Consider the following 13,908-nt stretch of genomic DNA (forward strand, 5'->3'; position numbering starts at 1 on the left):
CGTGGACATGATCAACAAGACCAGAAGAGCGGAGTCGGGCGCGGTCCTGTACGTCGCGCTCATCATGCTGATCCTGCTTGCACTGATCGGAATCGTGGCCATGCAGGTCGCGGGTCAGCAGGAACGCATGTCGGCGAACTACCAGGCTTCGCAACTGGCTTTCCAGAGAGCTGAGGGCACTGCCCGGGCGCAGGAAACCAGCCTGAAGGACGAGGTGCTGGCGCTGCGGCTTCCGGCCACCTCGCTTCCACCGACGGATTGCACCACCGTGCATGACGCCGCGGGCTGGACCAACACGACTGCTTATGTGCGCCGGCTCGACCTCTGCTTCTCCTGGGGGGGTATGGACTACCCCAGCGACGAGTCCGAGCGGACTGATCAGATCTACCAGGTAACGGCGTTCGCGAAGGACCGTCCGTTGCTGTCGTCATCAGAGGCGGTGGTGGACACCGTGTTCATCCCGTGAGCGACGTGAGGAAGACGCGCATGAAGCGGAACAACATCATCCGGCTTGGCGCCGTGGGAGCACTGGCCGTAGTGGCGGTTTCCGTCAGCCTGGCCGTGAAATCCGACACGACCTTTTTCGCTGGCGACCAGCCGGTACCGGCGCAAGTCCCGTTGTACATGCGGGACTCGGTTCCGCCGCTGAACATGCTGGTCATGGGCAAGGACCACAAGATCTACTACGAGGCCTACAACGATGCGTCCGACCTTGACGGCGACGGTATCGTCGACGTGGGCTATCGCGGCTGGGAGCTGAAGAACCCGGCTCCGACGGACGGCAGCTCCGCCTACAAGATCGATTACTACGGTTATTTCGATTCGTATCTCTGCTACACGTGGAACGGCAACGAGTTCGCGCCCACGGGAGCTCGCACCACGGACAAGCGCTGCTCCGGCAACTGGAGCGGCGATTTCCTGAACTACGCCACGATGTCGCGCATGGACGCCTTGCGCCGGGTGTTGTACGGCGGCTTCCGTTCGACCGACAGCACGAGCAAGACCGTCCTGCAGGGGGCGTTCTTTCCCCAGGATGCGCACAGCTGGGGCAAGGAGTACCAGAGCGTCGAGCGCGATGGTTACCACATCAGCGATTACACGCCGCTTTCGCTTCCCGCCTCGGGTCGTTATCACCTGTTCGCGGTGACTACGCGTTCCGGCAACCAGGCGACGTATCCGAACTACCAGGCGCCGATGTTCCGCGTCCTGCGGAACACGACGGCCCGGGTATGGAACTGGGTTGCAATCGAGGGCCCGGTCGCGGGCGACCACTGTTTCCAGCAGGGCACGCTGTGTGCCGGTGGAGGCGCGCATCCCGGGCACCCGAACAGTCGGGCCGAGTTCAGCACCATGGAGACGTCCTGGGCGCAGCCAGGAAACCTCCTTGGAACCACGACTCCGTCGCGTATTGATTGCGACTCCAACTGCGGGGCGAACGGACAGCACGACAACTACCTCACGATCATAGAAGGTGAGTTCAGGGTTTTTGAAGAGCGCCGTTTCCAGTTCGCGGTCGATGGTGATGATGCCGTCGATTTTCAGCTCCTGAACAGCAGCGGCACTGTCTTGGCCTCAGCTGGCTGGTACGGCGGACATGGCAACTGCGGTGGTTGCGATAATTATTCTAGCGAAGAGGTCCGGCTGGCCGCTGGCACGTATCGCATCCGCTTCCGTCACGAAGAAGCTGCGGGCGGAGACAATTACGAACTCCGAATGCGGAGGACGAACAACGGCAACAACTGGCGGAGTTGGGGAGTGGCGCCGGCAGTATCGGGTGATGATCCCGGACTTCAGAACCTGACCCGCCGGGTCTACAACCTGTCCGTTGGCGGCGCGACCTTCGATGCTGACCGCTACGTCCGGGTGGAAACCTGCCCGACCAACGCTGCGCATCGTGATGCGACGTGCAAGACGTATCCAAGCGGTTCCCACAAGCCGACCGGCATCCTGCACGACTACGGTGAAGGGCAGCGGATGTACTTTGGCCTGATCACCGGCAGCCAGGCGAACAACCTGCAGGGCGGTGTGCTGCGCAGGAACATCGAAAACTTCGCCGACGAGGTCGATGCCAGCACGGGCGTGTTCACTTCCACCAATGGCATTGTCCGGAATATCGACCGCCTGCGGATGATCGGCGGCGCATACAGCGGCGGCGGTGACAACATTGGCCAGCAGAAGAACTGGAGCTGGGCCGGGTCCGAGGGCGGGCTTGGAGGCAACTGTGAATCCCAGGGCGGCCGGATGCTGAGGAACGGTGAGTGCCGCATGTGGGGCAACCCGATTGCCGAGATGATGTTCGAGGCGGTGCGCTACTTTGCCGGTGCCGGGGCGCCAACAGGCGCCTTCTCCAGCGGAGGCAGCTCGGAGGGGCAGGCAGAGGACACGCGGCTTGGGCAGGCAACTCCTGGCTGGAAGGATCCTTACATGCCGGCGTCCAGCACCGGTGGCGGGTATCCCGCCTGCTCCAGGCCGGTCATGACGGTCATCAGCGACATCAATCCGAGCTATGACGGTGATCTGCCGGGAAATCCCTGGAGCAGTGTCGCCGCGGATGGCGCGCTCCCCGGTTTCCATGCAGCAGACCAGGGGCAGGCGATCTGGAATGCCGAGGGCAGTGGCACACGCAACGTCTTCATTGGCCAGACCCCCGCGAACAATGACGGGGCGCCGACTGCGAAGGCGGCCAGCAGCTTCGGCAATATTCGCGGCTTGGCCCCGGAAGAGCCGACTAAGGGAGGGACCTATTACGCGGCCTCCGTGGCCCGTTATGGTGCGCTCAACCGCATCAATAGCCGTGCGGACTTTCCCTACCTGACCACGTACTCGGTCGCGCTCGCCTCTCCGCTTCCGCGGATGGAAATTCCCGTGGGCAGTGCCACGGTTGAGCTGCTTCCGTTCGCGAAGACCGTCAGCGGTACGTTCGGTGGCAATCCCCTGAAGCCGGTCAACACGATCGTCGACTTCTTCGTCGAGGAGCTCGTCAACTTCCCGGGTGGTGAAACCGATGCCGGTGTCAACGGAGGGCGCCCAAGGGCCGTGTTCCGCATCAACTACGAGGACGTCGAGCAGGGCAACGATCACGACATGGATGCGATCGTGCGCTACACGATTACGGCAAATGCCGATGAAACCGTGACGGTCCGGCTGGATTCCGAGTACGCGGCTGGTTCGGCAAACCAGAACATCGGCTACGTGATTTCAGGAACGACCCAGGACGGCGTCTATCTCGAGGTGCGTGATTCGGACAGCGCGCAGGGGAACTCCGTCTACGAGCTCAACACCCCTGCGGGTGTCTGGGCTGGCGGCTGCATCGGTCGTACAGGTTCCTCGCCCTGTAATCAGGGCCTGACTCTCTCCTCAACCAGGAGTTTCACGCCAGGCAATGCAGGCGTGGGGGAGAAACTCCGTGATCCCCTGTGGTATGCCGCGAAATACGGCACGCCGTCGACGATCAACGCGGACGAGAACGGCGATGGCGAGCCGGACAACTACTTCCTCGTGACGAACCCGCTGACGATGCGGACGCAGCTGGCGAAGGCCTTCGACAGCGCGGCTGCGCTCGACCTCGAGCTCGGCAGCCAGAGCATCAGCGGCGCTCGTGTCGGTGCCGGCGGCGCGTCCTTCACGCTGCAACCCCGCTTCTGGCGCGAGCGGAACGGCAAGGACTGGTACGGCAACCTGACGGCCATCGAAGTCCTGTCCGACGGCTCGCTGGGCGAGGCGCTCTGGAATGCCGCGGCCGGCATTCCCTCTGCCGCCACGCGCGACGTGTTCACGATCCACACCGTCAATGCGGGAACCAAGGCCACGATCGGAGCGTCCGCGTTCACCGCCGCCGCGCTTCCGGGCGACAACGATGCGCAGCTCAGGCTGCTTGGCATCAATCCTGCGCAGGTGGCTTCCCAGTACGGCGGGACCTACACGTCCGGCGATTTCATCGAGTACCTGGCCGGTGCGCGGGGCAATGAGGCCGGCAATGGCGGTACGCTCCGGGCACGCACCTCGGTGCTCGGCAGCATCGTGAACTCCGAGCCGGTCATCGCATCGTCCCGCTCCAACTTCGGATACGCGATGTACTCGGATTCGATGTTCGCCGGGTACGGCGAGTACCTCACCGAGAAGCGCGAGGCCGGCGACAACTTCGTTTACGTCGGTGCCAACGACGGCATGCTGCATGCGATCAACGCGAACACCCAGCCTTGCCCGAGCCAGGCTGGCAGGACCTGTGCCGCGACCGGGGCGGGCAGCGAGGTCTTCGCCTTTATTCCGAACGTGGTGCTGGGGGAGAATGCCAGCAGCAGGCTCGGCCAGATCGCGCTGCCCGACGACCTGTACGACCACCGCTACTACGTGGACGGACAGATCGCGGTGTCGGATGCGAAGGATGGCACCACCTGGAAGACGGTCCTCGCCGCGACCACCGGTGCCGGTGGGCGTTCGATCTTCGCGTTGGACGTGACCGATCCCGAAGGGTTCAGTGCGACCGATGTGCTGTGGGAGCGCAACGACACGGTCGATCGCGACATCGGATACCTGCAGGGCAAGCCGCTCATCGTCCCGCTGGAGGATGGGAGCTGGGGTGTGCTGTTCGGGAACGGCTATGGCGGGAACAGGAGCGACCCCTCGCTCTACATCCTGGATGCATTTACCGGCGAAGTCCTGAAGAAGATCACGGCGGACGATGGCAATCCGGCCAGTACTGTCACCAGCATCTCCGACTGGATCTGTGAAACGACCGGCCTGACCTGTGCGCTCCGCCTGGATCCGTTCAACGGCCTGGGTCAGATCACCGCCATCGACAAGAACGGTGATGGCAGGGTGGATACCGTCTATGGTGCCGACCTGCAGGGCAACCTGTGGAAGTTCGACCTGTCGGGCAACAATCGCGCCGCGTGGGGCGTGGCCTACTCCGGCGAGCCGCTGTTCACCGCGGAGGTCGACGGCGAACGACAGTCCATTACCGGTGGCATCCGGGTCGCAGCGGGTCCCGGCGCGGGCGTGATGGTGTATTTCGGCACGGGTCGCTACATGTATTCGACCGACAACACCGTTCCGGAGTCGCCGCAGATGCAGTCCCTGTATGGCATCTATGACAACTGGTCCAGTGCTGTTCCGTACACAAGCGGGTCTGGCGGCCGATCGGCCCTGGGAGGCCAGTCCATCACGGGACAGGTTTCGAACGAGGACGGGCAGGTGGTGCGGGACCTGTCGCGGAACGTGGTGGCGTACTACGGCTCCGGGGCAAAGCGCGGCTGGTACCTGGATCTTGCGGTCGACGCAGGCGGCGGCGCGGAGGCTGACAGCGATCTTCAGGCCGTGGGCGAGCGCTTCATCGCGACCCCCAGGATCCAGAGCGGACGGGTGTTCTTCACGACCTACACGCCGCTTGAGGACAGCTGCAGCCCGGGCGGCCTGAACTTCGCCTACGGACTGGATCTGTTGTCGGGTGCCGGCGCGCTGTCCGATATCCGGGTGTCCGGGAATGAGACGCCTGCGTGTACCGGTGGCAGCTGTGGTGCGGTTGCGATTGGTACGGAAGGCAGTGATGGCGAGATTTCCGCCCAGCCGCCCGTCACCGGTACGGGTGTCGTGGCGATCAACCCGATCCGGCAGGTCGATCCCACCTGTGCGGGCGGAAGTTGCGCGACCTTCGAGCAGTGCGAGGTAGTGATCTATCCTGGTGCCTTCGTCCTGCCCCGGCCCTGCGGTCGGCAGTCCTGGCGGCAGTTGAAGTAGAGAAGCAGGGGGAACGTACGATGCATTCCAGGCAGCAAACACATGGCACGCCGGTTGGAGTTCGCGATGAGCGAGGCTTTACCCTGATCGAACTGATGATCGTCGTGGCTGTGGTCGCCGTTCTTGCGGCGATCGCGGTGCCCTCGTACCAGGAGGCGGTACGCAAAGGCAGGCGGGGGCAGGCGAAGGCGGATCTGGTCGAGGTGGCGCAGCTGGCCGAACGGTACAGGACGGTCAACAACACGTACGGCGGGTTTGCCTTGACCAACACCAGTTCTCCTTCCACTGGAACGGCGTTCTACACGCTTGCCATCGATGTCGAAGAGGACGGCAGTTCATTCGAAGCCACGGCCACGCCGCTGGCCGGGACTGCCCAGGAGGATGATCGTTGTGGTGTGCTGACCATCAACCAGGCCGGTACGCGATGGCACGAAGAGGGCAACGACACCGAGTGCGGCTTCGGCACGGTCGGACCGGAGTAGGGCGGAGAGGCGTGGCCGAATGCGCCGGTGCCGGGCACGGCGCCCGGGTGTTTCAGGCGCGCGGGCTTCTCTCCTCCCTCACCCGCGGCCGCCGATCACTCACCAGCACGCTGAGCACGATCCCGAACCCCAGCGCAGACGCCAGCAGGAACATCACCATCGCCACCGCCGGATAGCCGAACAGCTTCGGCCCCGCCACGTCCCCGCGCATCAGCATCGCGCTGGCCAGGATCAACGCCGCCACGATCACGCCCGCGGCTACGCGGTTCGCGATCTTCTGCAGGTTCTCGGTCAGCCGCGACTCCTGCAACCCGCCGACGTTCACCTTCAGCCTGTTTTCCGAGAGCAGCGACAGGATCGTGGACACCTTGCGCGGCGCCTCCTGCAGCAGCGCCTGCAGCTCCATCGCGTCGCCGGCCAGGCGGGACGGCGAGAACGCCTGGCGCATGCGCTGCCGCATCAGCGACTGCAGGTGGCCGTCGACGACGCGCTTCACGTCGAGTTCCGGTTCCAGCGCGCGGCTCACGCCTTCGAGGTTGAGCAGGGTCTTGCCCAGCATCTGCATCTCGGGCGGCGAGCGCAGGCCGCAGGCGACGCCCATGCGGGCCAGTTCCATCATCAGGTGGCCTTCGGACAGGGCCTGGGAGCCGCCGTGAGCGGCGTAGCGGGCCACGAGGTGGCCGACTTCGCGCACGTAACGCACTTCGTCGAAGTCCTCGAGTTGCACCGACATGGCGATGGTTTCGCCGGCGACCTCCTCGCCGCGTGCGTCGACTGCGGCAAGCAGCAGCTTCAGCAGGTGCTCGCGCTGGCGCGGCGGCACGTGCGCGACCATGCCCAGGTCGAAGATCGCCAAGCGTTCGTCGTCGGTCACGAGCATGTTGCCGGGGTGCGGGTCGGCGTGGATCTCGCCGTGCACGAACACCTGGTCAAGGTAGCCGCGCATGAGCGCGGACGCCAGCGGCTGGTAGTCGTGTTCGGTCCTGCGCAGGCCGCCCAGCGCGGTGACCTTGGTGCCGCGCACCAGCTCCATGGTCAGCACGCGGCGGGTGCAGAGGTCGCGCAGGGGGACGGGTACCAGGAGCTCCGGATAGCCGGCCAGCCGTTCGCGGAAGCGTTCGAGGTTGTCGGCCTCCAGCCGGTAGTCGAGCTCCGCCATCAGTGATTTGCGGAATTCGTGCACCCAGTCGGAGAAGCGCAGCCGTCGTCCGATGCCCGTGGCGCTGTCCGCGCGCCGGGCGATGCCGGCCAGGGTGTCGAGGTCGGTCACCACTTCGGCGTCGATGCCAGGGCGCTGCACCTTCACTGCGACTTCGCGACCGTCGTTGAGCACAGCGCGATGGACCTGGGCCAGCGAGGCGGAGCCCAGCGGCACGTCGTCGAATTCGCGGAAGAGCTTGCCCAGTCGCACGCCCAGTTCGGCTTCGACGATGCCGCGGATGTCGTCCGCGGGCACGGGCAGCACGTCGTCCTGCATCCGTTCCAGCGCGACGAGGTAGGGCGCGGGCACCATGTCCGCGCGCGTGGACAGCGACTGGCCCAGCTTGATGAAGGTCGGACCGAGTGCTTCGAGGTCGCGCACGAAGGCCTCGGGCCCGTGCCCGTCCGCGGGCGCCTGCGCGCCGACCTCGTCTTCCAGCGCCGCCACGTCGGTCGAAGGATCGGCGAACACGCCGACGGCCCGGTGCCTGAGCACGAACCGGAGAATCTGGGCGCTGCGCGCCATGCTGCTGTTTCCGGCCATGGGCCCTCCTGTTCAGGCCAAGGTATCGGGGCTGGCGTCAAGGCGGCCTGAGGGAAGCGCATCTCCGCCGTCACGCACCTCCTACGATCCCCGCCGTACGGTCCGACGATCACCCCACGGAGCCACGGCCATGAAGCTTCCGATCCCGACGATCGCGCTCGCCTGTTCGGCGGTGCTCGTGCTGGCCGCCTGCGACCACAGCGACCGTCGCACCGACGCCGGCGAGGCGCGCAGCCAAGCCGATGCCGGCCGCGACGAGGCGCAGTCGGCGACGCTGCCATCGCAGCAGACGCCGGCGGACCCGGCGGTCATCCCGCAGGGCGGTGGCAGCGCGAACGCGTCGCTGGCGATGTCGGGCACGCCGTCGTCGCACCTGGTGGACGGGGCGGGCAGTTCCGTCTACGTGCTGGCCGGGAACGACGATGGCAGCAAGTGCGACGCGGCCTGCCAGGACGCTTGGCCGCCGGTCCTGGCGCACGACTCGCAGCCCACCGCGGGGGCGGGTGTCGAGGCCTCCAGGATCGGCACGCTCGAGCGCGACGGCCGCATCCACGTCACCTATGGCGGCCAGCCGCTTTACCGCTATGCGGGTGATGCCGGTGCCAACCGCACCGCGGGCGCGGGAGTGGAGGACCAGTGGGGCAAGTGGTCGCTGGTGGGGCTGGACGGCCAGCCGCTGCCGGATCCGCGCTGAACCGCGGGCGATCGTACTGCGCGGGGTAATGGCGGCGGGAAGCCGTCAGCGCACCGCGTGCGCTTCGCCCGCGCTTCGGCGGGTCGCACGCAAGCCGGGCGGATGAACTGGTCCCCTGCGCTCAGCCCCGGGGCGAGCCGTCCTCCGGATCCACGGGCTCGGGCAGGAACGTCACGAGTCCTGCGATGCCATGGCGCGCAGCCATGCGGCGCAGCAGGACGTCCACCCATTCGCCATCGTGCCCGCCGGGACGCTCGAGTCCCGCGGAGTGCAGTTCCCACACGCCGCGCAGCTCGTCGACCGTGATCGCATGGCGCTGGCATGTCGCCAGCGCCGCGTCAAGTGCGTGCAGTCGGTTCATGAGTTCGATGGCGTGCATGGGGATGGCGGGTCAGGCGGCCGGAGGAGCATCGCCGTCGTCGTCCTCCCAGCGGTCGCTCTTTTCGTCCGGATCGTCCTCGCGCCAGCGCGCGCGTTCGGCGTGTTCACCTTCGTCGGAGGCCTGCGGGTCGCGGCTCTCGCCACGGCCGCGTCCCGGGTGGTCGCCCCGGCCCGGCCCGCGCTCGGCGTAGCCGCCATGGTCGGATGCAGCACTGCCCGATCCTGGATCGCCGCCGGAGCGTTCGCGCGTGCGCGCAAGTTCTTCTTCGTCGCGTGGTCGCATGTCGTGCTCCTGTTCGTGCAAACGATAGTCCGCGGATGGTTAAGCGGTGGTCGCGCGGGAGCGTGATGTCCCTCGCGCGTCGAGCGCGTGCAGGAACGCGGCGGTCCACCAGTGGATGTCCTGTTCCCGGAGCGAACGCAGCGACTCGGCATGCCGCTCGCGGCGCTCGTCGGCGCCGAGCCGCAGCGCGGCGTCGATCGCGTCGGCGACGCCGCCGATATCGTAGGGATTGACCAGCATCGCGCCGCCGAGCTGGTCGGCCGCGCCAGCGAAGCGCGACAGCAGCAGCACGCCGGGATCGTCGGGGTCCTGCGCGGCCACGTATTCCTTCGCCACCAGGTTCATGCCGTCGCGCAGCGGCGTGACCAGGCCCAGGCGCGCGGCGCCGTAGTAGCCCGCGAGCGTCTGCCGGCCAAGGTTGCGGTTGACGTAGCGGATCGGCGTCCACTGGGGGTCGGCGTGCCGGCCGTTGATATGGCCGGCGATGCGCTCGAGCTCGTGGCGCAGCTCGCGGTAGCTGCGCACGCCGCCGCGCGAGACCGGCGCGACCTGCAGCAGGGTCAGTCCGCCCGTATTGCCGGAGTGGCGGCGCAGGAACTCGCCGAAAGCCTGGAACTTCTCCACCAGCCCCTTGGAATAGTCCAGGCGGTCGACGCCGATGGCGAGCGCGCTGCCGCCCAGGCTCTCGCGCAGCCCGCGCACGCCGGCCGAGCCGCGCGCGCGCCGTGCCGCCTGCGCGAACTCGTCGGCGTCGATGCTGATCGGGAACGCGCGCGTCAACGGCGGCGCGCGGTCGGCGCGCGGCGTGATCTCGCCGCTGTCGGTGGCGTCGCGCAGGTAGGCGTCGAAGTTCTCGCAGTCGCGGCGGGTCTGGAAGCCGACCAGGTCGTAGGCGGCCATCGCGCCGAAGACGCTGGCGTGGTTGGGCAGCGCGCGCGCCAGGTCGGACGGCGGAAATGGCACGTGCAGGAACAGCGCCAGCGGGTTGTCCACGCCGCGCGCGCGCAGCTCGCCGGCGAGCGGCAGCAGGTGGTAGTCCTGGATCCAGACGCGGTCGCCGGGCCTGAGCAGCGCGGCCAGGCGCTCGGCGAAGCGCGCGTTGACCTGGCGGTAGACGACGTGGGTTTCCCGGCTGTATTCGACCAGGTCGAGGCGGTAGTGCAGCGCCGGCCACAGGGTGCGGTTGGAGAAGCCGTCGTAATAGCCCGCCACGTCGGCCTCGGTGAGGTCCATGGTGACGTATTCGACGTTTCCCTCGCGCGCGTGCTGCACCGGATGCGTGCCATCGCGGGTGGCCTTGCCGCTCCAGCCGAACCAGACGCCGCCGGTGTCGCGCAGGGCCGCGTCGAGCGCGACCACGAGGCCGCCGGCGCGCGACTGCTGCGGCGCGGCGACGCGGTTGGAGACGATGACCAGGCGCGACATCGGGACTGGAGGCCTGAGTGAAAGGGGCCTGAACCGTAGCGCCGGGGCTGTTACAGGGCGTGATGGCCCGTCCCGCCAAAAAAGAAAGGCCGCGATCGCTCGCGGCCTTCCTGGTGTCTGGCGCCCGAAGTTGGACTCGAACCAACGACCCCCTGATTAACAGTCAAGTGCTCTAACCGGCTGAGCTATTCGGGCGGGGACGCACATTCTAGTGCCTGTGCCGCCGTGGTCAAGATGTGCGACCGTCCTGGCGGTTCAGGGGCAGGCCGTGTCCGCGGTCGGCCGCTCCGTGCGCACCCGGCCCAGGCGGTTCACCACGACCTTCCCGCGCAGCTGGCCGCGGGCACAGGCGTTCACGGTCAGGTTGCTGTGGGCCGCCAGTCCGCTGGGCTGGTAGCGCAGCAGCGGCCGGGTCGAGGTGAGGCGGATCTCCGCGCTGCCGGCGGCCGGCGCCTCGCTGGCGCGCAGGAGCTCGGCCTCCGCGTCGAGCTGGCGGTTGCCGTCGGGATCGCGGAAGACCAGCCAGCCCCGGCTCCAGTCGCGCCCGCCGCTGCAGCCGGTCTCCGGCAGGCCGGGACAGACCACGACGGCCTCCCGCCGCGCGATCGCCGCGCTGCGGGCCATGGCCATGTCGGCGGAGACCAGATGCATGCTGGTGGTGAGCCGGTGCTGTTCCACCACCACCCCGAGGGCGGGAAGGCCCAGCCCGAGGCCGGTCGCGAAGATGGCCACGACCACCAGGGTTTCGATCAGGGTGAAGCCGCGCTGCAGTGCAGGGGCGGTGCGGGCGTCCATGCCAGCCTCCTTCGTGGAACGGGTGGGACGACCATGTTGCGAACCCCGCATGGGGCCCGCCATCGGTGCACCTGCCGCCGCCACCTGGGAGTCGGCCCCGCGGGTGCGCCGGCCATCGACCCGTGCCTGCGTCGGCGTTCGCCGGGCGTTGCCACGGGCCCGCCTACAATGTCGCGATGAATGATCCGGGCCACCCGCGCTTCCAGCTCGTCTCCCCCTACCAGCCCGCCGGCGACCAGCCGCAGGCGATCGAGCGCCTGGTCGAAGGCTTCGAGGCCGGCCTGGCCCACCAGACCCTGCTCGGCGTCACCGGCTCCGGCAAGACCTACACCATCGCCAACGTGGTGCAGGCGGTGCAGAAGCCGACCATCGTCATGGCGCCGAACAAGACGCTCGCCGCGCAGCTCTACGGCGAGTTCAAGTCCTTCTTCCCGCACAACGCGGTCGAGTACTTCGTCAGCTACTACGACTACTACCAGCCCGAGGCCTACGTGCCTTCGTCGGACACCTTCATCGAGAAGGACAGCTCGATGAACGAGCACATCGAGCAGATGCGGCTGTCGGCGACCAAGGCGCTGCTGTCGCGTCCCGATGCGCTGATCGTGGCCACGGTGTCGGCGATCTACGGCCTGGGCGATCCCGAGGACTACCTGAAGCTGCGCCTGATCCTGGCGCGCGGCGAGCCGATCGAGCAGCGCCAGCTGATCCGCCACCTCACCGAGCTGCAGTACACCCGCAACGACACCGAACTGCGCCGCGGCACCTACCGCGTGCGCGGCGAGGTGATCGACGTGCATCCCGCGGAGTCGGAGGCCGAGGCGCTGCGCATCGAACTGTTCGACGGCGAGGTCGAGAACCTGGCGCTGTTCGACCCGCTCACCGGCGAGGTGCAGCGCAGGGTGCCGCGCTTCACCGTGTACCCGAAGACGCATTACGCCAGCACCCGCGACAGCGTGCTCAACGCGATCGACACCATCAAGGCGGAACTGAAGGACCGGCTGGAGTACCTGTACGCGAACAACAGGCTGGTGGAAGCGCAGCGGCTGCAGCAGCGCACCCAGTTCGACATCGAGATGATGGCCGAGGTCGGCTTCTGCAACGGCATCGAGAACTACTCGCGGCACATGACGCGCCGCGCGCCGGGCGAGCCGCCGCCGACGCTGTTCGACTACCTGCCGCCCGACGCGCTGCTGGTGGTGGACGAGTCGCACGTGACCGTGCCGCAGATCGGCGGCATGTACCGCGGCGACCGCGCGCGCAAGGAGACGCTGGTGGAGTTCGGCTTCCGGCTGCCATCGGCGCTGGACAACCGCCCGCTCCGCTTCGAGGAGTGGGAGGAGCGCGCGCCGCGCAAGATCTACGTCTCGGCCACGCCCGGCAAGTACGAATTCGACCACTCCGGCGACGAGGTGGTCGAGCTGGTCGTGCGCCCCACCGGCCTGATCGACCCCGAAGTCGAGATCCGCCCGGTCGCGACCCAGGTCGACGACGTGCTGGGCGAGATCAACCAGCGCGTCGCCATGGGCGATCGCGTGCTGATCACCACGCTGACCAAGCGCATGGCCGAGAACCTCACCGAATACCTCGGCGAGCACGACGTGCGCGTGCGCTACCTGCACTCCGACATCGACACCGTGGAGCGCGTGGAGATCATCCGCGACCTGCGCCTGGGCAAGTTCGACGTGCTGGTCGGCATCAACCTGCTGCGCGAGGGACTGGACATGCCCGAGGTGTCGCTGGTGGCGATCCTCGACGCCGACAAGGAGGGCTTCCTGCGTTCCACCGGTTCGCTGATCCAGACCATCGGCCGCGCCGCGCGCAACCTGCGCGGCAAGGCGATCCTGTACGCGGACAAGGTCACCGATTCGATGAAGCGCGCGCTGGAGGAGACCGACCGCCGCCGCCAGAAGCAGATCGAGCACAACCTCGAGCACGGCATCACTCCGCGCTCGGTGGCGCGCCCGATCATGGACATCATGGAGGGCGCGCGCAGCGACGGCGCCGAGGCCAGGGCCGGCCGCGGCCGTGGCGCGCGCAAGGTGGCGGAGCAGGGCGAGGACTATGCCCGCATGGACCCGGCCCGCGCCGCGGCCACGCTGAAGGAGCTGGAGCAGCAGATGTACCAGCACGCCCGCGACCTCGAGTTCGAGGAGGCCGCGGCCGTCCGCGACCGCATCCACGCGCTCAAGGAGGCGATGCTGGCCGTCCGCTAGGCTTGCCGCGCGCCGAGCCACCGGCTAGAATTCGCGTCCCTCGGGGCGGTTAGCTCAGCGGTAGAGCACTACCTTGACATGGTAGGGGTCACAGGTTCGAACCCTGTACCGCCCACCACGCCGGCAGGCGTGGACCCGAAGGACCCCGTGAACCC

The 13,908-nt window shown here is 67.5% G+C and carries 10 protein-coding genes and 2 tRNA genes; 6 read left to right on the plus strand and 6 right to left on the minus strand.

Annotated features, from left to right (window positions below; genetic code table 11):
- The first annotated feature begins 7 nt into the window (after positions 1 to 7).
- From H9645_RS13450 to H9645_RS13460, 3 genes are read left to right on the plus strand one after another with little or no spacing between them, the layout of a single operon-like run.
- The gene (locus tag H9645_RS13450; RefSeq protein ID WP_225218263.1) at positions 8 to 466 is read left to right on the plus strand and encodes a pilus assembly PilX family protein; all 459 of its coding nucleotides are present in this window, start codon (positions 8 to 10) and stop codon (positions 464 to 466) included.
- A gap of 20 nt (positions 467 to 486) precedes the next feature.
- The gene (locus H9645_RS13455) at positions 487 to 5,736 is read left to right on the plus strand and encodes a pilus assembly protein (protein WP_191730199.1); all 5,250 of its coding nucleotides are present in this window, start codon (positions 487 to 489) and stop codon (positions 5,734 to 5,736) included.
- A 20-nt stretch (positions 5,737 to 5,756) separates the two neighbouring features.
- On the plus strand, positions 5,757 to 6,218 hold the full coding sequence (locus tag H9645_RS13460; RefSeq protein ID WP_191730200.1) for a type IV pilin protein: 462 nt from the start codon (positions 5,757 to 5,759) through the stop codon (positions 6,216 to 6,218).
- 52 nt (positions 6,219 to 6,270) lie between these two features.
- On the opposite strand, the gene H9645_RS13465 is transcribed toward H9645_RS13460, so the two are convergent.
- Positions 6,271 to 7,962 carry an ABC1 kinase family protein gene (locus H9645_RS13465; RefSeq protein WP_191730201.1) on the minus strand — a complete coding sequence of 564 codons (1,692 nt, stop codon included), beginning with the start codon at positions 7,960 to 7,962 and terminating at the stop codon, positions 6,271 to 6,273.
- 130 nt (positions 7,963 to 8,092) lie between these two features.
- Here H9645_RS13465 and H9645_RS13470 point away from each other — a divergent pair, with 130 nt between their 5' ends.
- Entirely contained in the window at positions 8,093 to 8,656 is a 564-nt protein-coding gene (locus H9645_RS13470) for a COG4315 family predicted lipoprotein (protein ID WP_191730202.1), read from the plus strand.
- A 121-nt stretch (positions 8,657 to 8,777) separates the two neighbouring features.
- Here H9645_RS13470 and H9645_RS13475 read toward each other — a convergent pair whose 3' ends face one another.
- The 5 genes from H9645_RS13475 to H9645_RS13495 form a co-directional block, all read right to left on the minus strand.
- Complete coding sequence (locus H9645_RS13475) at positions 8,778 to 9,035, minus strand: P-loop NTPase family protein (RefSeq protein WP_191730203.1); 258 nt, start codon at positions 9,033 to 9,035, stop codon at positions 8,778 to 8,780.
- 12 nt (positions 9,036 to 9,047) lie between these two features.
- A complete protein-coding gene (locus H9645_RS13480) occupies positions 9,048 to 9,320 on the minus strand; it encodes a hypothetical protein (RefSeq protein WP_191730204.1) in 273 nt (90 codons plus the stop codon).
- A 39-nt stretch (positions 9,321 to 9,359) separates the two neighbouring features.
- Complete coding sequence (locus H9645_RS13485; RefSeq protein WP_191730205.1) at positions 9,360 to 10,745, minus strand: alpha,alpha-trehalose-phosphate synthase (UDP-forming); 1,386 nt, start codon at positions 10,743 to 10,745, stop codon at positions 9,360 to 9,362.
- 118 nt (positions 10,746 to 10,863) lie between these two features.
- Positions 10,864 to 10,940: transfer RNA gene (locus H9645_RS13490), tRNA-Asn, on the minus strand.
- Positions 10,941 to 11,000: 60 nt separating this feature from the next.
- On the minus strand, positions 11,001 to 11,540 hold the full coding sequence (locus H9645_RS13495; protein WP_191730226.1) for a GspH/FimT family pseudopilin: 540 nt from the start codon (positions 11,538 to 11,540) through the stop codon (positions 11,001 to 11,003).
- Positions 11,541 to 11,716: 176 nt separating this feature from the next.
- Between H9645_RS13495 and uvrB the strand changes: the two genes are divergently transcribed.
- Both uvrB and H9645_RS13505 read left to right on the plus strand, forming a co-directional pair.
- The gene (gene uvrB / locus H9645_RS13500; protein WP_191730206.1) at positions 11,717 to 13,753 is read left to right on the plus strand and encodes an excinuclease ABC subunit UvrB; all 2,037 of its coding nucleotides are present in this window, start codon (positions 11,717 to 11,719) and stop codon (positions 13,751 to 13,753) included.
- A gap of 43 nt (positions 13,754 to 13,796) precedes the next feature.
- Positions 13,797 to 13,871: transfer RNA gene (locus H9645_RS13505), tRNA-Val, on the plus strand.
- Positions 13,872 to 13,908 lie beyond the last annotated feature (37 nt).

The sequence above is a fragment of the Luteimonas colneyensis genome (assembly GCF_014836665.1).
GTDB classification, from domain to species: domain Bacteria; phylum Pseudomonadota; class Gammaproteobacteria; order Xanthomonadales; family Xanthomonadaceae; genus Luteimonas; species Luteimonas colneyensis.

Coding starts and splice junctions, on each gene's coding strand:
- uvrB (WP_191730206.1), top strand. CDS start 11,717: ATGAATGATCCGGGCCACCCGCGCTTCCAGCTCGTCTCCCCCTACCAG.
- H9645_RS13465 (WP_191730201.1), bottom strand. CDS start 7,962: ATGGCCGGAAACAGCAGCATGGCGCGCAGCGCCCAGATTCTCCGGTTC.
- H9645_RS13495 (WP_191730226.1), bottom strand. CDS start 11,540: ATGGACGCCCGCACCGCCCCTGCACTGCAGCGCGGCTTCACCCTGATC.
- H9645_RS13460 (WP_191730200.1), top strand. CDS start 5,757: ATGCATTCCAGGCAGCAAACACATGGCACGCCGGTTGGAGTTCGCGAT.
- H9645_RS13450 (WP_225218263.1), top strand. CDS start 8: ATGATCAACAAGACCAGAAGAGCGGAGTCGGGCGCGGTCCTGTACGTC.
- H9645_RS13455 (WP_191730199.1), top strand. CDS start 487: ATGAAGCGGAACAACATCATCCGGCTTGGCGCCGTGGGAGCACTGGCC.
- H9645_RS13485 (WP_191730205.1), bottom strand. CDS start 10,745: ATGTCGCGCCTGGTCATCGTCTCCAACCGCGTCGCCGCGCCGCAGCAG.
- H9645_RS13480 (WP_191730204.1), bottom strand. CDS start 9,320: ATGCGACCACGCGACGAAGAAGAACTTGCGCGCACGCGCGAACGCTCC.
- H9645_RS13470 (WP_191730202.1), top strand. CDS start 8,093: ATGAAGCTTCCGATCCCGACGATCGCGCTCGCCTGTTCGGCGGTGCTC.
- H9645_RS13475 (WP_191730203.1), bottom strand. CDS start 9,035: ATGCACGCCATCGAACTCATGAACCGACTGCACGCACTTGACGCGGCG.